The following is a 19,766-nucleotide window of genomic DNA, read 5'->3' on the forward strand; positions in this document are numbered from 1 at the left end:
ATGGTTTCAGCGTTTTCCGAAAGTCCGTTGCAACCGCTGCAGGTCTTCCGGGGTGGTGACCTTGATGTTGTCGGCACGGCCCTCGACCATCTTCGGGGCGTTGCCGGCCCATTCCATCGCCGAGGCCTCGTCGGTGATCGCCGCGCCCGCCACCAGGGCATCGGCCAGGGCGCGGTGCAGGGCGCCCAGGTGGAACATCTGCGGCGTGTAGGCCTGCCAGACCACGCTGCGGTCGACGGTTTCCAGCACCCGGCCATCGGCGCCGACGCGCTTGAGCGTGTCCCGCGCCGGCACGCCGAGCAGACCGCCCACCGGGTCGTTGTCCAGTTCTCCGAGCAGCCGGTCGAGGTCGCCGCGGCTCAGGTTCGGTCGCGCCGCGTCGTGCACCAGCACCCAGTCGTCGCTGCCAGCGCCCTGTTCGTTGAGCAGCAGCAGGCCGTTGAGTACGGAGTCCGCGCGCTCGCGGCCGCCTTCGGCACGCAGGATGCGCGGGTCGGCGGCACAGGGCAGGTTCGGCCACCAGGGATCGTCAGGCGCCAGGCAGACCACCAGGCCCTTGAGCATGGGGTGGCCGAGGAAGCAGTCGAGGGTGTGTTCGAGAATGCTGCGGCCGGCGAGGTCGAGGTATTGCTTGGGGCGGTCGGCGCGCATCCGCGAACCGATGCCCGCGGCGGGGATCACGGCCCAGAAGGCCGGCAGGGAGATGTCGCGGAATTTCATTGCGCCAGCTGATAGAGGGTTTCCTTGTCCTTGACCATGCCGAGTTCGTGGCGGGCACGCTCCTCGACCGTCTCGGTGCCTTTCTTCAGTTCCGCCACCTCGGCCTCGAGGATGCGGTTGCGCTCGAGCAGACGCTGGTTCTCGCCCTGCTGGTCGGCGATCTGCTTCTCCAGCTCGCGCACTTGCGCCAGGCTGCCGTCCCCTACCCACAGGCGATACTGCAGGCCGGCGAGGCCCAGGAGCAGGACGAGGAACAGCCAGTAGGGGCTGCGCAGCTTACTCAGACGCAATTGTGGACTCCATGTGCGAAGGGGTGGCTCGCGCCACCCCTTCACCGTACCAGACTAGCCTCAGCCGCGGAATTCCGCGCGGCCACGGTACGGCGCCTTGGCGCCCAGCTGCTCTTCGATGCGCAGCAGCTGGTTGTACTTGGACACGCGGTCGGAGCGGCACAGCGAACCGGTCTTGATCTGGCCGGCGGCGGTGCCCACGGCCAGGTCGGCGATGGTGCTGTCCTCGGTTTCGCCGCTGCGGTGCGAGATCACCGCAGTGTAGCCGGCGGCCTTGGCCATCTGGATGGCTTCGAGGGTCTCGGTCAGCGAGCCGATCTGGTTGAACTTGATCAGGATGGAGTTGCCGATGCCCTTCTCGATGCCTTCCTTGAGGATCCTGGTGTTGGTCACGAACAGGTCGTCGCCGACCAGTTGCACCTTGCCGCCGATCTTGTCGGTGAGGACTTTCCAGCCGGCCCAGTCGGACTCGTCCATGCCGTCTTCGATGGAGATGATCGGGAAGCGCTCGGCCAGGCCGGCCAGGTAATCGGCGAAGCCGGCGGCGTCGAACACCTTGCCTTCGCCTTCGAGGTCGTACTTGCCGTCCTTGAAGAATTCGCTGGAAGCGCAGTCCAGGGCCAGGGTCACGTCGTCACCCAGCTTGTAGCCGGCGTTGGCCACAGCTTCGGCGATGGCGGCCAGGGCGTCTTCGTTGGAAGCCAGGTTCGGTGCGAAACCGCCTTCGTCGCCCACCGAGGTGCTCAGGCCACGGGCCTTCAGCACGGCCTTGAGGTGGTGGAAGATCTCGGCGCCCATGCGCAGCGCGTCGGCGAAGGTCTTGGCGCCTACCGGCTGGACCATGAACTCCTGGATGTCGACGTTGTTGTCGGCATGCTCGCCGCCGTTGATGATGTTCATCATCGGCACCGGCATGGAGTACACGCCCGGGGTGCCGTTCAGGTCGGCGATGTGCGCGTACAGCGGCACGCCCTTGGCCTGCGCGGCGGCCTTGGCGGCGGCCAGGGACACGGCCAGGATGGCGTTGGCGCCCAGCTTGGCCTTGTTGTCGGTGCCGTCGAGTTCGATCATCGCCTGGTCCAGCGCCCGCTGCTCGACCGGGTCCTTGCCCAGCAGCAGGTCGCGGATCGGGCCGTTGATGTTGGCCACGGCCTTCAGCACGCCCTTGCCCAGGTAACGGCTCTTGTCGCCATCGCGCAGTTCGAGTGCCTCGCGGGAACCGGTGGAAGCACCGGACGGGGCGCAGGCGCTGCCGACGATGCCGTTGTCCAGGATCACGTCCGCTTCAACGGTCGGGTTGCCGCGGGAGTCCAGGACCTCACGGCCCTTGATGTCGACGATCTTTGCCATTCTTGATAACACTCCGAAGATAGATAAACGGGGCGGCTGGTGAGACTTTAGAACCTGTTCAAGGTCTCGCCGAGCGCAGCTCAGGCAAGGCGGAAGCAAGCGAAAAAGCGCAGTTTACATAGAGTAAATGAGCATCTTTTCGATTGTTTCCAACGCAGCATGGGCAAGCGCAGGCAGACATTGTCAGGTTCTCAGGCGGTCTCGATGGTGGGGAAACTTTTCACCAGGTCGTCCAGCTGCTTGAGCTGGGACAGGAAAGGCTCGAGCTTGTTCAAGCGCAGGGCGCACGGGCCGTCGCACTTGGCATGCTCGGGGTCCGGGTGGGCCTCCAGGAACAGGCCGGCCAGGCCCTGGCTCATGCCGGCCTTGGCCAGGTCGGTGACCTGGGCGCGGCGGCCGCCGGCGGAATCGGCGCGGCCGCCCGGCATCTGCAGGGCGTGGGTCACGTCGAAGAACACCGGGTACTGGAACTGCTTCATGATGCCGAAGCCGAGCATGTCCACCACCAGGTTGTTGTAACCGAAGGAGGAGCCACGCTCGCAGAGGATCAGTTGGTCGTTACCGGCTTCCTCGCACTTGGTCAGGATGTGTTTCATCTCCTGGGGCGCGAGGAACTGGGCCTTCTTGATGTTGATCACCGCGCCGGTCCTGGCCATGGCCACGACCAGGTCGGTCTGCCGGGAGAGGAACGCCGGCAGTTGGATGATGTCGCAGACCTCGGCCACCGGGGCGGCCTGGAAGGGCTCGTGGACGTCGGTGATGACCGGCACCTTGAAGGTCTTCTTGATCTCTTCGAAGATCTTCAGCCCCTCTTCCATGCCCGGACCGCGGTACGAGTGCATGGACGAGCGGTTGGCCTTGTCGAAGCTGGCCTTGAACACGTAGGGGATGCCGAGCTTCTCGGTGACCCGCACGTATTCCTCGCAGACCTGCATGGCCAGGTCGCGCGACTCCAGCACGTTCATGCCGCCGAACAGCACGAAGGGCAGGTCGTTGCCGATCTGGATGTCGCCGACGCGGATGATCTTCTGGCTCATGCTCAGGCCTTCCCGGCTTGCTTCAGGGCGGCGTTGACGAAGCCGCTGAACAGCGGGTGTCCATCACGCGGGGTGGAGGTGAACTCCGGGTGGAACTGGCAGGCGACGAACCACGGATGGTCCGGGGACTCGACCACTTCCACCAGCGCGCCGTCGCCGGAGCGGCCGGAAATCTTCAGGCCGGCTTCCTGCAGTTGCGGCAGCAGGTTGTTGTTCACTTCGTAGCGGTGGCGGTGACGCTCGACGATCACGTCCTTGCCGTAGCAGTCGTGCACCAGGGTGCCGGCTTCGAGCTGGCATTCCTGGGCACCCAGGCGCATGGTGCCGCCCAGGTCGGAGGCCTCGGTGCGCACTTCGGTGGCGCCGGTGGAGTCCTGCCATTCGGTGATCAGGCCGACCACCGGGTGGCCGCTGGACTTGTCGAACTCGGTGGAGTTGGCGTCCTTCCAGCCCAGCACGTTGCGGGCGTATTCGATGACCGCCACCTGCATGCCCAGGCAGATGCCCAGGTAGGGGACCTTGTTCTCGCGGGCGTACTGCACGGCGGTGATCTTGCCTTCCACGCCGCGCAGGCCGAAGCCGCCCGGGACCAGGATGGCGTCGGCGCCGTCGAGCAGGCCGGTGCCCTGCTGCTCGATGTCCTCGGAGTCGATGTAGCGCAGGTTGACCTTGGTGCGGCTCTGGATGCCGGCGTGGGTCATGGCCTCGATCAGCGACTTGTAGGCGTCGAGCAGTTCCATGTACTTGCCGACCATGGCGATGGTGACTTCACGCTCGGGGTTGAGCTTGGCGTCGACCACGCGGTCCCACTCGGACAGGTCGGCCGGGCCGCACTCCAGGCCGAAGCGCTCGACGACGATGTCGTCCAGACCCTGGGCGTGCAGCACCGACGGGATGCGGTAGATGGTGTCGACGTCTTCCAGGGAGATGACCGCGCGCTCTTCGACGTTGGTGAACAGGGCGATCTTGCGGCGCGAGGAGACGTCCACCGGATGGTCGGAGCGGCAGACCAGCACGTCCGGCTGCAGGCCGATGGAGCGCAGCTCCTTGACCGAGTGCTGGGTCGGCTTGGTCTTGGTCTCGCCGGCGGTGGCGATGTACGGAACCAGGGTCAGGTGCATCAGCATGGCGCGGCGCGAGCCGATTTCCACGCGCAGCTGGCGGATCGCCTCGAGGAACGGCTGCGACTCGATGTCGCCGACGGTGCCGCCGACTTCCACCAGGGCCACGTCGGCATCGCCGGCGCCCTTGATGATGCGCCGCTTGATCTCGTCGGTGATGTGCGGGATCACCTGCACGGTGGCGCCCAGGTAGTCGCCGCGGCGCTCCTTGCGCAGCACGTCCATGTAGACGCGGCCGGTGGTGAAGTTGTTGTTCTGGGTCATGGTGGTGCGCACGAAGCGCTCGTAATGGCCCAGGTCGAGATCGGTCTCGGCGCCATCGTGGGTGACGAACACCTCACCGTGCTGGAACGGGCTCATGGTGCCCGGATCGACGTTGATGTAGGGGTCCAGCTTGAGCATCGTGATCTTCAAGCCACGCGCTTCCAGAATGGCAGCCAAGGAAGCCGAGGCGATGCCTTTCCCCAATGAAGAAACAACACCACCCGTGACGAAGATGTAGCGCGTCATGAAAAGCCCTGAATGTCAGCGTTTAGGCGGCTGGGCCGCCGGGGAAGCGAATGAATGGGCCGCGGCCCAAACCGCGGCGCATGCCGCGCTCAATAGCGAACTCCCGCCGATTCCGTGGGAATCGACGGGAGCGGTATAAGACGGGAGCGTAGTCTACCGGAAAGGCCCTTTCAGCTCAAACCCGGGTCATTCGTCGGGGCTGTCCAGCGCAGGCGCCAGCCCGTCTCGCCGGCCTGGCGCAGTGCCGGCAGGTTGGCCACGCCGAGCAGTTGCCCGCCGCGCCAGAGCAGCGGCAGCCGCGGCCGGACGAAGGCCGGCACGGCGCTTTCGTTGAGCAGCCGCTTGAGGTCGCGGTGGCCGCGCCGGGCCAGTTCCAGCTGCTCGCCGCCGCGCCGGCAGGTCACCCGCAGCGGCCCGACGGGCGGTGCACCTTCCAGGTGCAGAAGGCCATTGCCGGGCAGCGCCAGGGGCTGCGACGGGTCGTCCCAGGGCAGCTCGCACGCCGGCGCCTGCAACCAGGCGCCCGACAGCCACCAGAGCCGCCCGCCGCTGCGCTGCAGCTCGCCGCCGCCCAGGCGCCAGACCGGCGCGGCATCCCCGGCGGCATCGCGCAGGGCCTGCCAGCCGGCCCAGTGGGCGCTGTCCGGCATCGGCGTGAAGGGCGCCAGCCAGTGACGCAGGGCGTTGCGCTGGCGGCTTTCGCCAAGCGCCAGCAGCGGCGCCAGGGCCAGCGAGGGTACGTGCAGCCAGTCGAAGTCATTGCCGGGCCGCGCCGCCGCCAGGTCCTGCTGCGCCAGCTCGGCCAGCAGCGCCTCGGCCTCGGCCAGGTGCGCGGCGCTGCGGGCGATGTTATCCACAGCCCGCGGCCAGCGCTCGGCGAGCAGCGGCAGCACGCGCTGGCGCAGGTAGTTGCGGGCGAAAGCGGTGTCGGTGTTGGACGGGTCTTCGATCCAGCGCAGGCCATGCTCGCGGGCGTAGCTTTCGAGTTCGGCGCGGGGCACGTCCAGCAGCGGCCGCAGCAGCATGCCGGCCCCCAGCGGCCGGGCGGCGGGAATGCCAGCCAGGCCACGCACGCCGGCGCCGCGCAGCAGGCGGAACAGCAGGGTCTCGGCCTGGTCGTCGCGGTGCTGGGCGGCCAGCAGGCAGTCGTCCGTTTTCAGGTGTTTCGCAAAAGCCTCATAGCGTGCGCGGCGCGCGGCCTGCTCCAGGCTCGCGCCCGTCGGTACCGTTACCCGTTCGACCAGCAGAGGGACGCCCAACTCGCGGCAGAACGCCTCACAGTGCGCCGGCCAAGCGTCGGCCGCGGCCTGCAGGCCATGGTGGACATGGATGGCGGACAGAGGCGGCAGGGATTCGGTCCTGGCCAGCTGCGCCAGCAGGTGCAACAGCACGGAGGAATCCAACCCACCGGAGAAGCCTACCCGCCACGCCGGTGCCTGGCGCCAGGGGGCCAGGGCGGAGAGCAGGCGGGATGGTAGGGGCATAGAGGGGGCTGGAAGCTGGAAGCTGGAAGCTGGAAGCCGAAGAGCGTGAGGGAGGCGGGCTTTTCGCTCTTGCCTTCAGCTTCCAGCTTCCAGCCTCCCGCCGCCCTCAAGCGATCCCGTAGCTCATCAGCCGCTCGTAGCGGCGCGCCAGCAGTTCCTGGGTGCTCAGGCCCTTGAGCATGGCCAGTTGCGACTTCAGCGCGTTGCGGATGCTTTCCGCGGCAGCGGCCGGGTCGCGGTGGGCGCTGCCCAGCGGTTCGGGGATCACGGTGTCGACGATGCCCAGGTCCTTCAGGCGCGCCGCGGTGATGCCCATGGCTTCGGCGGCTTCCGGGGCCTTTTCGGCGGTGCGCCAGAGGATCGAGGCGCAGCCTTCCGGGGAGATCACCGCGTAGGTGGAGTACTGCAGCATGTTCAGGTTGTCGCAGACGCCGATGGCCAGGGCGCCGCCGGAGCCGCCCTCGCCGATGACGGTGGCGATGATCGGCGTCTTCAGGCGCGCCATCACGCGCAGGTTCCAGGCGATGGCCTCGCTCTGGCCACGCTCTTCGGCGTCGATGCCCGGGTAGGCGCCGGGGGTGTCGATGAAGGTCAGGATCGGCATCTTGAAGCGTTCGGCCATTTCCATCAGGCGGCAGGCCTTGCGGTAGCCTTCCGGACGCGGCATGCCGAAGTTGCGGCGCACCTTCTCGCGCACTTCGCGGCCCTTCTGGTGGCCGATGACCATCACCGGCTGCTCGTCCAGGCGGGCGACGCCGCCAACGATGGCGGCGTCGTCGGCGAAGTGGCGGTCGCCGTGCAGTTCTTCGAACTCGGTGAAGATGTGCTCGATGTAGTCCAGGGTGTAGGGCCGGCGCGGGTGGCGCGCGAGCTGGGCGATCTGCCAGCTGCTCAGGTTGCCGAAGATGTTCTCGGTCAGCGCGCGGCTCTTGTCTTCCAGGCGGGCGATTTCATCGCTGATGTTGATGGAGTTGTCGTTGCCGACCAGACGCAGCTCTTCGATCTTGGCTTGCATGTCGGCGATCGGCTGTTCGAAATCGAGGAAGTTCGGGTTCATGGGCTATCCGTCGTGCTGAATGGCGGCAGGGCCTGGTCCGTATGGCGCCCTACCTTACGGTATCGGGCGCCCAGGGTCGAGACTGGCGGGCGGGCGGCGTTCGGCCACCGGCCACGCTAGCGGTAGTTGAGGAAGACGTTGTCGCGTCCGAACTGGTCACGCAATGCCTGAATCAGCGCATCGGCCGGGTCGATGCGCCAGTCGTCGCCGAACTGCAGCAGGGCGCGGGCGTCGCTGGAACTGTAGTCGACGGTGACCGGGCAGTTGCCGCGATGGCGGCCGCACAGCTCGGCCAGCCAGCGCAGGCGGTCGCCCTTGAGCGCATCCGCGGCGACCTTCAGCCGCAGGCTCTCGGCCAGCGCGGTGCGCGCCTCCTCCAGGCCCATGACGCGCTTGGCGCGCAGGCGCAGGCCGCCGGAGAAGTCGTCCTGGCTGACCTCGCCCTCGATCACCACCATGGCGTCGGTCTGCAGCAGGCCCTGGTTGGCGGCGAAGGCCTCGGCGAACAGCGAGGCCTCGATGCGCCCGGAGCGGTCGTCGAGGGTGACGAAGCCCATCTTGTCGCCGCGCTTGTTCTTCATCACCCGCAGGTTGACGATTAGCCCGGCCACGGTCTGGGTATCGCGCGCCGGCTTGAGCTCGACGATGCGCTGGCGGGCGAAGCGGCGCACCTCGCCTTCGTACTCGTCGATCGGGTGGCCGGTGAGGTACAGGCCAAGGGTATCCTTCTCGCCTTTCAGGCGTTCCTTGAGGGTCAGCTCCTTGGCCTTGCGGTGGTTGGCGTAGACGTCGGCTTCCGGCTCGGCGAACAGCCCGCCGAACAGGTCCATGTGGCCGCTGTCGTGGCTGCGCGAGGTCTGCTCGGCGGCCTTGATGGCTTCCTCCATGGACGCCAGCAGCACCGCGCGGTTGCGGTCGATATCGGCCAGGTAGGCCTTGGGCTCTTCGTGGAAATACGGGCCCAGGCGGTCCAGCGCGCCGGCGCGGATCAGCGCATCGAGGGTGCGCTTGTTGATGCGCTTGAGGTCGATGCGGTCGCAGAAATCGAACAGGTCCTTGAACGGCCCGCCCTCGGCGCGGCATTCGGTGATGGCTTCCACCGGGCCTTCGCCGACACCCTTGATCGCGCCCAGGCCGTAGACGATCTGGTTGTCGTCGTCGACGGTGAAGCGGAACTCGGAGTTGTTCACGTCCGGGGCGACGATGCGCAGCTTCATGTGCCGGCATTCTTCGATCAGCGTCACCACCTTGTCGGTGTTCTGCATATCCGCGGTGAGTACCGCGGCCATGAAGGGCGCGGCCCAGTGCGTCTTCAGCCAGGCGGTCTGGTAGGACACCAGGCCGTAGGCGGCCGAGTGCGACTTGTTGAAGCCGTAGCCGGCGAACTTTTCCACCAGGTCGAAGATGTTGCCCGCCAGGTCCTTGTCGATGCCGTTGTTGGCGCAGCCTTCGATGAAGCCGCCGCGCTGCTTGGCCATCTCCTCGGGCTTCTTCTTGCCCATGGCGCGGCGCAGCATGTCCGCGCCGCCGAGGGTGTAGCCGGCCATCACCTGGGCGATCTGCATCACCTGTTCCTGGTACAGGATGATGCCGTAGGTGGGCTTGAGCACCGGCTCCAGGCCCGCATACTGGTAGTCCGGGTGCGGGTAGGAGATTTCCTCGCGGCCGTGCTTACGGTTGATGAAGTCGTCCACCATGCCCGACTGCAGCGGGCCGGGGCGGAACAGCGCCACCAGTGCGATCAGGTCTTCCAGACAGTCCGGCTTGAGCTTCTTGATCAGCTCCTTCATGCCGCGCGATTCCAGCTGGAACACCGCGGTGGTCTCGGCCTTCTGCAGCAGGTCGTAGGTCTTTTTGTCGTCCAGCGGGATGCGGTCGATGTCGACCAGGTTCTCGTCGCCGGCCTTGCGCTGGATGCGATGGATGATTTCCATCGCCCACTTGATGATGGTCAGGGTGCGCAGGCCGAGGAAGTCGAACTTCACCAGGCCGGCGGCTTCCACGTCGTCCTTGTCGAACTGGGTCACCAGGCCGCCGCCTTCTTCGTCGCAGGCGATGGGCGAGAAGTCGGTGAGCTTGGTCGGCGCGATCACCACGCCGCCGGCGTGCTTGCCGGTGCCGCGGGTGACGCCTTCCAGCTTCAGGGCCATGTCCCAGATTTCCTGGGCTTCCTCGTCGGACTTGAGGAAGTCGCGGAGCATTTCCTCCTGCTCGAAGGCCTTGTCCAGGGTCATGCCGACTTCGAAGGGGATCATCTTCGACAGCTTGTCGGCCAGGCCGTAGGACTTGCCCTGCACCCGCGCCACGTCGCGCACCACCGCCTTGGCGGCCATGGAGCCGAAGGTGATGATCTGGCTCACCGCGTTGCGCCCGTAGGCGTCGGCCACGTAGTCGATCACCCGGTCGCGGCCTTCCATGCAGAAGTCCACGTCGAAGTCGGGCATGGAGATACGTTCGGGGTTGAGGAAGCGTTCGAACAGCAGGTCGTAGGCCAGCGGGTCGAGGTCGGTGATCTTCAGCACGTAGGCAACCAGGCTGCCTGCGCCCGAGCCCCGGCCTGGCCCCACCGGCACGCCGTTGTTCTTGGCCCACTTGATGAAGTCCATCACGATCAGGAAGTAGCCGGGGAAGCCCATCTGGATGATGGTGCCCAACTCGAACTCCAGGCGGTCGACGTAGACCTGGCGCTTTTCCTCGTAGTTCGGCGTGTCCTTGGGCAGCAGCACCGCCAGGCGCTCCTCCAGCCCTTCGTAGGAGACATGGCGCAGGTAGTCGTTGATGTCCATGCCTTCGATGGGAATCGGGAAGTTGGGCAGGAAGTACTTGCCCAGCTGCACTTCGATGTTGCAGCGCTTGGCGATCTCGACGGTGTTTTCCAGGGCCTCGGGCAGGTCGCTGAACAGCTCGGCCATTTCCGCCGGCGATTTCAGGTACTGCTGGTCGGAGTAGTTGCGCGAGCGGCGCGGGTCGTCCAGGGCGCGGCCTTCGCCGATGCACACGCGGGTCTCGTGGGCCTCGAAGTCTTCCTGCTTGATGAAGCGCACGTCATTGGTGGCCACCAGCGGCGCGCCGCTGCGCTCGGCCAGCGCCACGGCGGCGTGCAGGTGCTCCTCGTCGTTGACCCGCGCGGTGCGCTGCACTTCCAGGTAGAAACGGTCGGGAAAGACTTCCATCCACTCGGCCAGCAGCGAATCGGCCAGCGCGTCCTCGCCGTCGAGCAGGGCATGGCCGATCTCCCCTTCCTTGGCCGCGGATAGCGCGATCAGGCCCTCGGCGGCCTCTTTCACCCAGTCGCGCTCGATGATGATCTCGCCGTTGCGCTGGCCTTCCTGCCAGCCGCGGGAGATCAGCTCGGTGAGGTTGCGGTAGCCCTTGGCGTTCATCACCAGCAGGCTCAGGCGGCTGAGCGGGCCGTCCTCGTCGCGGCTGGCCAGCCAGATGTCGGCGCCGCAGATCGGCTTGATGCCGGCGCCCATGGCGGTCTTGTAGAACTTCACCAGCGAGCACATGTTGCTCTGGTCGGTGATCGCCACCGCCGGCATGCCGGCGCCGGCCACTGCCTTGCACAACGGCTTGACCCTGACCAGGCCGTCGACCAGGGAGTACTCGGAGTGCAGACGCAGGTGGACGAAGGAGGCGGTCATGGTGGTCCTATGCAACGCGGAAACGATAAGCGGCCGATTGTACCGGCCCGCTCCGCAAAGCTACAGGCTTCAGATCGCCACTGCCGCCCTGCGGCGCTCAGAGGATGCCGGACGGGCTTTCCAGCAGCGCGCGCACCGGGGCGAAGGAGCGCCGGTGGATGGGCGTCGGGCCCAGGCGCTTGAGGGCGTCCAGGTGCACCGGGGTCGGGTAGCCCTTGTGCCCGCCGATGCCGTAGCCCGGGTAGAGGGCTTCCATTTCCTGCATCTCGCGGTCGCGGGAGACCTTGGCCAGGATGGAGGCGGCGGCGATGGCCGGCACCTTGGCATCGCCCTGCACCACCGGGGCCGCCGGCACCCCGAGTTTCGGGCAGCGGTTGCCGTCGATCAGCGCCAGTTTCGGGGTGACGCTCAGGCCCTCCACCGCGCGCTGCATAGCCAGCATGGTGGCGTGGAGGATGTTCAACTGGTCGATCTCCTCGACCTCGGCGCGGGCGATGAACCAGGCCAGGGCCTTCTCGCGGATCTCGTCGAACAGCGCCTCGCGGCGCGCCTCGCTGAGCTTCTTCGAGTCGTTCAGGCCGATGATCGGCCGCGCCGGGTCGAGGATCACCGCGGCGGTGACCACCGGGCCGCAGAGCGGGCCGCGGCCCACTTCGTCGACCCCGGCCACCAGTTCCTCGACCAAGTCGAAATCCAGGCCCATCTGCATCAGCGTTTCTCCACCAGGGCGAGCACCGCCTCGGCGGCCTGCGCGGACGCATCCTGGCGCAGGGCGCGGTGGATGGCGTCGAAGGATTCGGTCTGCGCGCTGCCGTCGTCCAGCAGCGGCAACAGGTGTTGCGCCAGGGCCTCGGGGGTCGCCGCGTCCTGGATCAGCTCGGGGGCCAGCAGGCGTCCGGCGAGCAGGTTCGGCAGCGAGATGTAGGGGCTCTTCACCAGGCGCTTGAGGATGGCATAGGTCAGCGGCGCGACCTTGTAGGCCACGACCATTGGCCGCTTGTACAGCAGCGCTTCGAGGGTCGCGGTGCCGGAGGCGATCAGTACCGCGTCACAGGCGGCCAGGGCCTCGTGGGACTGGCCGTCGAGCAGTTGCAGCGGCAGTTGGCGGCCCTGCAGCATCTGCTCCAGCTGCGCGCGCCGCTCGGGGCTGGCGCAGGGCAGCACGAAGCGCAGGCCCGGGCGCTGCTGCAGCAGGCGTTCGGCGGTATCCAGGAACAGCGCGCCGAGCTTGCCCACCTCGCCGCCGCGGCTGCCCGGCAGCAGCGCCACCACCTGGGCGTCGGCCGGCAGGCCGAGCTGCTCGCGCGCGGCGGCGCGGTCGGCTTCCAGGGGGATGGTGTTGGCCAGCGGATGGCCGACGAAGCGCACCGGCACGCCGTGCTCTTCGTAGAACTTCGCCTCGAAGGGGAACAGCGCCAGCATCAGGTCGCAGGCCTGCTTGATCTTCAGCACGCGCTTCTGCCGCCAGGCCCAGACCGAGGGGCTGACGTAGTGCACGGTGCGGATGCCGGCGCGGCGCAGTTGCAGCTCCAGCCCGAGGTTGAAGTCCGGCGCGTCGATGCCGATGAAGACGTCGGGGCGCGCGAGTATCAGGTTGCGGACCAGGTCCTTGCGCCGGCGCAGCAGCTCGCGCAGGCGGCCGAGGACCTCGACCAGGCCCATGACCGCCAGGCGCTCCATGGGGAATTCGGAAACCAGGCCCTGGGCCTGCATGCGCGCACCGCCCACGCCGATGAACTCGACCTCGGGGTGGCGTTCGCGCAGCGCCTGCATCAGGCCGGCGCCAAGGATGTCCCCCGAGGCCTCGCCCGCCACCAGGGCGACGCGCAGCTTGCCGGTGCCCGCAGCCATGGTCAGCGGGTGATGCCGCGGGTGGCGCTCTGGATGGAGTCGCAGAACACCGCGACTTCCGGGAACTGCGCGGCGGATTCGGCCAGCTCGGCGAGCGCCTCTTCCACTGTCAGGCCCTGGCGGTACACCACCTTGTAGGCCCGGCGCAGGGCGTGGATGGCCTCGGCGCTGAAGCCGCGGCGGCGCATGCCCTCGAAGTTCATGCTGCGCGCCTCGGCTGGGTTGCCGAAGACGGTCACGTAGGCCGGCACGTCCTTGCCGATGGCGGTGCCCATGCCGGAGAAGCTGTGGGCGCCGATGCGGCAGAACTGGTGCACCAGGGTGTAGCCGGAGAGGATCGCCCAGTCGTCCACGTGCACGTGGCCAGCCAGCGCGGTGTTGTTGACCAGGATGCAGTGGTTGCCGATCACGCTGTCATGGCCGACGTGGACGTAGGCCATGAACAGGTTGTGGTCGCCGATGGTGGTTTCCGAGCGGTCCTGGATGGTGCCGCGGTGGATGGTCACACCCTCGCGGATCACGTTGTGGTCGCCGATCACCAGGCGAGTCGGCTCGCCCTTGTACTTCAGGTCGGGAGTGTCCTCACCGACGCTGGAGAACTGGAAAATCCGGTTGTGTCTGCCGATCTTCGTGGGGCCCTTGAGCACCACGTGCGGACCGATCACCGTACCTTCGCCGATTTCCACATCCGGCCCGACGATGGACCAGGGGCCCACCTCTACGTCGTCGGCCAGCTTTGCCCGCGGATCGATGATGGCGCGAGGATCGATCAAACTCATAGTTTGCGTTCCGCACAGATGATTTCGGCCGAGCACACCGGCTTGTCATCGACGGTGGCGTGGCAGTCGAACTTCCAGATGCCGCGCTTCACGCTGATGAACTGGGCATGCAGGTTCAGCTGGTCGCCCGGCAGCACCGGCTGGCGGAAGCGCAGCTTGTCGGAGCCGACGAAGTAGTACAGGGTGCCGTCGGCCGGCTTCACATCGAGCATCTTGAAGCCGAGGATGCCGGCCGCCTGGGCCATGGCCTCGATGATCAGCACGCCGGGCATGATCGGGTGCTGCGGGAAGTGGCCATTGAAGAACGGCTCGTTGATGCTGACATTCTTGTAGGCGCGAATGCGCTTGCCTTCGATGTCCAGCTCTACCACCCGGTCCACCAGCAGGAAGGGGTAGCGATGAGGCAGGTATTCGCGAATCTCGTTGATGTCCATCATGTTCAGGGGAGCCTGTTCAGAAAAGGGAAACGCCAAAAAATGCGTGACTCACGCATCAGATGGAGTGTCTCCGCTCGGGGTCACGGCGGCCAGGCGCTTTTCCAGCTGTTGCAGACGACGGGCCATGTCGTCCAACTGGCGAATACGGGCAGCGCTCTTCTTCCATTCAGCGGCGGGCTGCATGGCCGTGCCGGATGAGTAGGCGCCCGGCTCGGTGATCGAGCGGGTGACCATGGTCATGCCGGTGACGAAGACGTTGTCGCAGATCTCGATGTGCCCGACCAGGCCGACGCCGCCGGCGAGCATGCAATGCCTGCCGATCTTGGCGCTGCCGGAAATCCCGCAGCAGCCGGCCATGGCGGTGTGATCGCCGATCTGCACGTTGTGCGCGATCATGATCTGGTTGTCCAGCTTGACGCCGTTGCCAACCAGGGTATCGGACAGCGCACCACGGTCGATGGTGGTGTTGGCGCCGATTTCGACGTCGTCGCCGATGGTGACGCCGCCGATCTGCGCGATCTTCTGCCAGGCGCCCTGCTGCTTGGCGAAGCCGAAGCCTTCGCCGCCGAGCACGGCGCCGGACTGGATGACCACGCGCTTGCCGATGCGCACGTCGTGGTAGAGGGTCACGCGCGGGGCCAGCCAGCCGCCGTCACCGATCACGCTGCGCGCACCGACGAAGCAGTGGGCGCCGAGGGTGACGCCGGCGCCGATCTGCGCGCCGGCCTCGATCACCACGTAGGGGCCGATGCTGGCCGTGGGATCGACGCTGGCGCTGGCATCGACCACCGCGGTGGGATGGATGCCGGCGGGCGCCCTGGGCTTGGGATCGAACTGGTGCGACAGCCCGGCGTAGGCCAGGTAGGGGTCGGGCACCACCAGCGCGTTGCCGGTGAAGCCTTCGGCGTCGGCGGCGGTGAGCAGCACCGCGCCGGCCCGGCTGTCGGCCAGGAACTTGCGGTACTGCGGGTTGGCCAGGAAGCTCAGTTGCTCCGGGCCGGCATCCTGCAGGGTAGCCAGGCCGTGGATGACCACGGCCGGGTCGCCACGCAGCTCCGCCTGGAGCTGAGCGGCCAGTTCGGCGAGGGTATGGGACCGCGGGCTCATCATCAGCGCAGCTGGTTCATCCGCTCGATGACCTGGCGGGTGATGTCGTACTGGGGTTTGACGTCGACCACCGCGCCGCGCTCGACCACCAGGTCGTAGCCGCCCTTCTTGATGGTTTCCTCGACGGCCTGGTCCAGCTTCGGCTTGAGCTTCTTGAGCATTTCGCGGTCGGCGGAGGCCTTGGCTTCGTTCAGCTCCTTGGACTGGAACTGGAAGTCGCGGGCCTTCTGCTTGAAGTCGTCCTCGGCCTTGTCGCGCTCGGACTTGGACAACTTGCTGCCGCCATTGACCAGCTTGTCCTGCAGGGCCTTGGCGTCGCTTTCCAGGGCGCGCAGCTTGCTCAGCTGCGGGCCGAATTTCTTCTCGGCATCGACGGCGTACTGCTTGGCCGCATCGGACTCGAGGAGCGCCATCTGGTAGTTGAGCACCGCGATCTTCATGTCGGCGAACGCGGGGCTCGCCATCAGGGCGGCGGTGATCAGGACGAACTGGGTCAACTTACGCACATTGCACTCCTGCACAAAGCTAGGTTGTCTATACAACAAGATGGCGAATCAGAAGGTCTGCCCCAGGGAGAACTGGAAGATCTGGGTTTCCGCGTTGTCCGGCTTCTTGATCGGGGTACCGAGGCTGAAGCTCAGCGGGCCAAGCGCGGTGATCCAGGTCAGACCGACACCCACGGACATGGCCATGTCGTTCAGCTTGATACCGTCGCAGCCCTGGGTGGTGGACAGCGGGCAGTCGGAATCGAACACGTTGCCCACGTCCCAGAACAGCACGGTACGCAGCTGGCTCTGGTCCTTGACGAAGGGCAGCGGGAACAGCAGTTCGGCGCCGCCGGTGATCATCACGTTACCACCGAAGGCCTGCGGATCCTGGTCCGGGTCGGTGTAGCGGCCCTTGGCATCCGGCCCAGCCGTCTCCTGCCCAGTGGAGGGGTCGATGACGCGGCTCGGAGTACTGCGCGGGCCGAGGGAGCTGTCCTTGAAGCCGCGCACCGAGTTGAAGCCGCCGGCGTAGTAGTTCTCGTAGAACGGCAGGCGCTCGGTGGAGCCGTAGCCGTCGCCGTAGCCCAGCTCGGTGTGGAAGCGCATGGTGTAGGTGTCGGACAGCGGCGCGAAGATCTGGCCGCGATAGTCCAGCTTGTAGAACGACAGGTCGCTGCCGGGGATGGTCGATTCCAGCACCAGGCTTTGCGAGTGGCCGCGGGTGGCCAGCACGCCCTTGTTCAGGGTGGACTCGGACCAGCCGATGGAGGCCTTGAAGTTGGTGAAGTTGTCGCCTTCCTTCTCGAGGAAGTCGAAGATCTCGTCGACGGTGTAGGCACCGGTGTCGATGGTGTCGCGCTGCACGGTCAGGCCGTAGGTCAGGCGCGAGGTCTCGCTGATCGGGTAGCCGATGCTGACGCCGGCGCCGAGGCTGTTCACCGAGTAGTCGGAGACGTCGACGTCGAGCTTGTCGTAGTCGGTCTTGCGGTAGAAGGCGTTGTAGCCCAGGCTCACGCCGTCGACGGTCCAGTAGGGGTCGACGAAGCCGAAGTTGTAGCGGGTCTGGTAGTCGGACTTGGTCAGGCCGATGCTGACCTTGTTGCCGGTACCCAGGAAGTTGTTCTGGCTGATCGAGCCGCCGAGGATCAGGCCGGCATCCTGGGCGAAGCCGATGCTGGCGGTAATGGAGCCGGAGGGCTGCTCTTCCACGCTGTAGTTGACGTCCACCTGGTCGTCGGTGCCCGGAACGGCCGGGGTCTCGACGTTGACCGTCTTGAAGTAGCCCAGGCGCTCCAGGCGCTGCTTGGACTGGTCGATCAGGTAGGTGCTGGCCCAGCCGCCTTCCATCTGGCGCATCTCGCGGCGCAGCACCTGGTCTTCGGTCTTGGTGTTGCCGCGGAAGTTGATGCGGTTGACGTAGGCGCGCTTGCCCGGGTCGACCACGTAGGTGATGGACACGGTCTTGTCGTCGTCATGGGCTTCCGGCACGCCGTTGACGTTGGCGAAGGTGTAGCCCTCGTTACCCAGGCGGCGGGTGATCAGGTCGGAGGTGGAGGTCATCACCTTGCGCGAGAACACCTGGCCCGGCTCGACCAGCATCAGCTTCTTGATTTCCTCTTCCGGCACCTTGAGGTCGCCGGTCAGCTTCACGTCGCGGACCTTGTACTTCTCGCCCTCGTTGATGTTGACGGTGATGTAGACGTGTTTCTTGTCCGGCGTGATGGACACCTGGGTGGAGGCGATGTCCATGTGGATGTAGCCGCGGTCCAGGTAGTAGGAGCGCAGGCGTTCCAGGTCGCCGGAGAGCTTCTCGCGGGAATACTTGTCGTCGTTCTTGAAGAAGGACAGCCAGTTGGTTTCCTTCAGCTCGAAGAGGCCGGTCAGGTCCTCGTCGGAGAACACGGTGTTGCCGACCACGTTGACGTGGGCGATGGCTGCGACCGTGCCTTCGTTGACGGTGATCTTCAGCGCCACGCGGTTGCGCGGCTGCGGAGTGACCTGGGTCTCGATGTTGGCCGAGTAGCGGCCCTGGGCCACGTACTGGCGCTGCAGCTCGTTGCGCACGCCTTCGAGAGTGGCGCGCTGGAAGATTTCGCCTTCGGCCAGGCCGGACTGCTTGAGGCCCTTCATCAGGTCTTCGGTGCTGATGGCCTTGTTGCCTTCGATCTCGATGCTGGAGATGGACGGGCGCTCGACCACGTCGATGACCAGTACGTTGCCATCGCGGCCGAGGTGGATATCCTGGAAGAAGCCGGTCTTGAACAGCGAGCGGGTCGCCTCGACCAGACGGCGGTCATCGATCTGGTCACCGACGTTCAGCGGCAGGGCGGCGAACACGCTACCCGCGGATACGCGCTGCAGGCCGTTGACGCGGATGTCGGAAACTGTGAAGGACTCTGCGTGAACCTGGGCGATCATCAACGCGGAAAGAGCCGCGGGTAACAGAAAGCGTTTCATGGAGTCCTTTTTTTTCCAACTGACAAATAAAGAATCTGCCGCGTGAGGCGGCAGATCCGAAACCCAATGGCAGCTACAGTCGACTCAGATCGTTGACCAGGGCCAGCAACATGACCCCAACGACCAGGCTGATGCCGATCTGCATCCCCCAAGCCTGGACCCGCTCTGACAATGGGCGGCCACGCACCCACTCGACCAGGTAGAACAACAGATGCCCGCCATCGAGGACGGGTATCGGCAACAGGTTGAGAACCCCCAAACTTATGCTCAGATAGGCGAGGAAATGCAGAAAATCCCCTACGCCGGACTGGGCCGAAGCGCCCGCCACTTTAGCAATGGTTATCGGCCCGCTCAAGTTTTTTACCGAGAGCTGGCCCAGCACCATTTTCTTTAGAGAATCCAGGGTTAGCAGACTCATCGACCAGGTTCGGGAGAGCGCTTCGCCCACCGCGGCGACCGGGCCGAAGCTGACTTCGCGGAGCATTTCCGCCGGCCACTGGCCACCGGCCACACCGGCCCCCAGGTAACCGGCACGGGCCTTGCCCTCACCTTTCGCCGCCAGTTTCAGGGTCAGCTCGCGCTCCTGGCCGTCGCGCAGCAGGGCGATGCTCACGGACTGCTCCGGACGGGCGCGCACCTTGTCGACCACCTGCTGCCAGTCGTCCACCGCCTGGCCGTCCACCCGCAGCAGCCGGTCGCCGATGGCCAGGCCCGCGGCCTTGCCGGGGCCCTGCGGGTCCAGTTCGGCGATCACCGGCGGCATGGCCGGGCGCCACGGCTGGATGCCCAGGCCGCCGATGGGATCGGGGTTGTCCGCGCTCTTCAGCCAGGCCTTGATCGGCAACTGGTGCAGGCTCTGCGCCGAGGAGCCCGGCTCGCGCACGCTGACGCTCAGCTCGCCGGTCTCGCCCAGGCGCCGCACCAGGCGCAGGTTGACCGCCGCCCAGCCGTCCACCGGCTCGCCATCCACCGCCAGCACTTCCTGGCCGGCGGCCAGGCCGCCCAGCGCCGCCGGGCTGTCGGGCACGATGGAGCCGATGACCGGGCGCACCTGCTGGGTGCCCAGCATGGCGAGGATCCAGAAGAACAGGATGGCCAGCAGGAAGTTGGCCACAGGGCCCGCCGCGACTATGGCGATGCGCTGGAATACCGTCTTGCGGTTGAAGGCCTGGTCGAGCTGGTCGAGGGGCACCTCGCCCTCGCGCTCGTCGAGCATCTTCACGTAGCCGCCCAGGGGAATGGCGGCCACCACGAATTCGGTGCCGTGGCGGTCGTGCCAGCGCACCAGGGGCGTGCCGAAGCCCACCGAGAAGCGCAGCACCCTGACCCCACAGCGGCGCGCCACCCAGAAGTGACCGAACTCGTGGAATGTCACCAGGACGCCAAGGGCGATGATCAGCCCGACGACCATGTAAAGTGCGCTCATCTCTACCT

The 19,766-nt window shown here is 66.4% G+C and carries 16 protein-coding genes; all 16 read right to left on the bottom strand.

Annotated features, from left to right (window positions below; translation table 11 throughout):
• Positions 1-6 precede the first annotated feature (6 nt).
• The 16 genes from ispD to rseP all read right to left on the bottom strand — a co-directional run bounded on the left by ispD (position 7) and on the right by rseP (position 19,758).
• On the bottom strand, positions 7-720 hold the full coding sequence (gene ispD / locus IG194_RS06260; protein WP_043317818.1) for a 2-C-methyl-D-erythritol 4-phosphate cytidylyltransferase: 714 nt from the start codon (positions 718-720) through the stop codon (positions 7-9).
• Positions 717-995, bottom strand: a complete 279-nt coding sequence (ftsB, locus tag IG194_RS06265) for a cell division protein FtsB (RefSeq protein WP_024128518.1) — start codon at positions 993-995, stop codon at positions 717-719. The genes ispD and ftsB overlap by 4 nt, the downstream gene beginning before the upstream one ends.
• A 75-nt stretch (positions 996-1,070) precedes the next feature.
• The gene (eno, locus tag IG194_RS06270) at positions 1,071-2,360 is read right to left on the bottom strand and encodes a phosphopyruvate hydratase (protein WP_043317821.1); all 1,290 of its coding nucleotides are present in this window, start codon (positions 2,358-2,360) and stop codon (positions 1,071-1,073) included.
• 191 nt (positions 2,361-2,551) lie between these two features.
• Positions 2,552-3,397, bottom strand: a complete 846-nt coding sequence (gene kdsA / locus IG194_RS06275; RefSeq protein ID WP_009616675.1) for a 3-deoxy-8-phosphooctulonate synthase — start codon at positions 3,395-3,397, stop codon at positions 2,552-2,554.
• A gap of 2 nt (positions 3,398-3,399) precedes the next feature.
• Entirely contained in the window at positions 3,400-5,028 is a 1,629-nt protein-coding gene (locus tag IG194_RS06280; RefSeq protein ID WP_009616672.1) for a CTP synthase, read from the bottom strand.
• A 170-nt stretch (positions 5,029-5,198) separates the two neighbouring features.
• The gene (tilS, locus tag IG194_RS06285) at positions 5,199-6,512 is read right to left on the bottom strand and encodes a tRNA lysidine(34) synthetase TilS (RefSeq protein ID WP_058490926.1); all 1,314 of its coding nucleotides are present in this window, start codon (positions 6,510-6,512) and stop codon (positions 5,199-5,201) included.
• 106 nt (positions 6,513-6,618) lie between these two features.
• Positions 6,619-7,569 (bottom strand): acetyl-CoA carboxylase carboxyl transferase subunit alpha, encoded by a 951-nt coding sequence (accA, locus tag IG194_RS06290; RefSeq protein ID WP_009616669.1) that lies wholly within the window; start codon positions 7,567-7,569, stop codon positions 6,619-6,621.
• A 116-nt stretch (positions 7,570-7,685) separates the two neighbouring features.
• Positions 7,686-11,213, bottom strand: coding sequence for a DNA polymerase III subunit alpha (dnaE, locus tag IG194_RS06295; protein WP_009616667.1), 3,528 nt, complete (start codon positions 11,211-11,213; stop codon positions 7,686-7,688).
• 97 nt (positions 11,214-11,310) lie between these two features.
• Positions 11,311-11,922 carry a ribonuclease HII gene (gene rnhB / locus IG194_RS06300; protein ID WP_058490928.1) on the bottom strand — a complete coding sequence of 204 codons (612 nt, stop codon included), beginning with the start codon at positions 11,920-11,922 and terminating at the stop codon, positions 11,311-11,313.
• Positions 11,922-13,064, bottom strand: coding sequence for a lipid-A-disaccharide synthase (gene lpxB / locus IG194_RS06305; protein ID WP_058490929.1), 1,143 nt, complete (start codon positions 13,062-13,064; stop codon positions 11,922-11,924). Before lpxB ends, rnhB begins: the two co-directional genes overlap by 1 nt.
• A gap of 2 nt (positions 13,065-13,066) precedes the next feature.
• Positions 13,067-13,843: an acyl-ACP--UDP-N-acetylglucosamine O-acyltransferase gene (gene lpxA, locus IG194_RS06310; protein WP_009616654.1), complete on the bottom strand. Its 777-nt coding sequence runs from the start codon at positions 13,841-13,843 to the stop codon at positions 13,067-13,069.
• Positions 13,840-14,280: a 3-hydroxyacyl-ACP dehydratase FabZ gene (gene fabZ, locus IG194_RS06315; protein ID WP_009616653.1), complete on the bottom strand. Its 441-nt coding sequence runs from the start codon at positions 14,278-14,280 to the stop codon at positions 13,840-13,842. Before fabZ ends, lpxA begins: the two co-directional genes overlap by 4 nt.
• Positions 14,281-14,328: 48 nt before the next feature.
• Positions 14,329-15,390, bottom strand: a complete 1,062-nt coding sequence (lpxD, locus tag IG194_RS06320; RefSeq protein WP_043319444.1) for a UDP-3-O-(3-hydroxymyristoyl)glucosamine N-acyltransferase — start codon at positions 15,388-15,390, stop codon at positions 14,329-14,331.
• Positions 15,390-15,893 carry an OmpH family outer membrane protein gene (locus tag IG194_RS06325; RefSeq protein ID WP_009616651.1) on the bottom strand — a complete coding sequence of 168 codons (504 nt, stop codon included), beginning with the start codon at positions 15,891-15,893 and terminating at the stop codon, positions 15,390-15,392. The genes lpxD and IG194_RS06325 overlap by 1 nt, the downstream gene beginning before the upstream one ends.
• Before the next feature lie 48 nt (positions 15,894-15,941).
• Complete coding sequence (gene bamA, locus IG194_RS06330; protein ID WP_058490930.1) at positions 15,942-18,332, bottom strand: outer membrane protein assembly factor BamA; 2,391 nt, start codon at positions 18,330-18,332, stop codon at positions 15,942-15,944.
• A gap of 73 nt (positions 18,333-18,405) precedes the next feature.
• Positions 18,406-19,758, bottom strand: coding sequence for an RIP metalloprotease RseP (rseP, locus tag IG194_RS06335; RefSeq protein ID WP_043271186.1), 1,353 nt, complete (start codon positions 19,756-19,758; stop codon positions 18,406-18,408).
• Positions 19,759-19,766 lie beyond the last annotated feature (8 nt).

This window comes from Pseudomonas sp. ADPe, assembly GCF_014843515.1.
In the GTDB taxonomy this organism is placed as follows: Bacteria; Pseudomonadota; Gammaproteobacteria; order Pseudomonadales; family Pseudomonadaceae; genus Pseudomonas; species Pseudomonas citronellolis.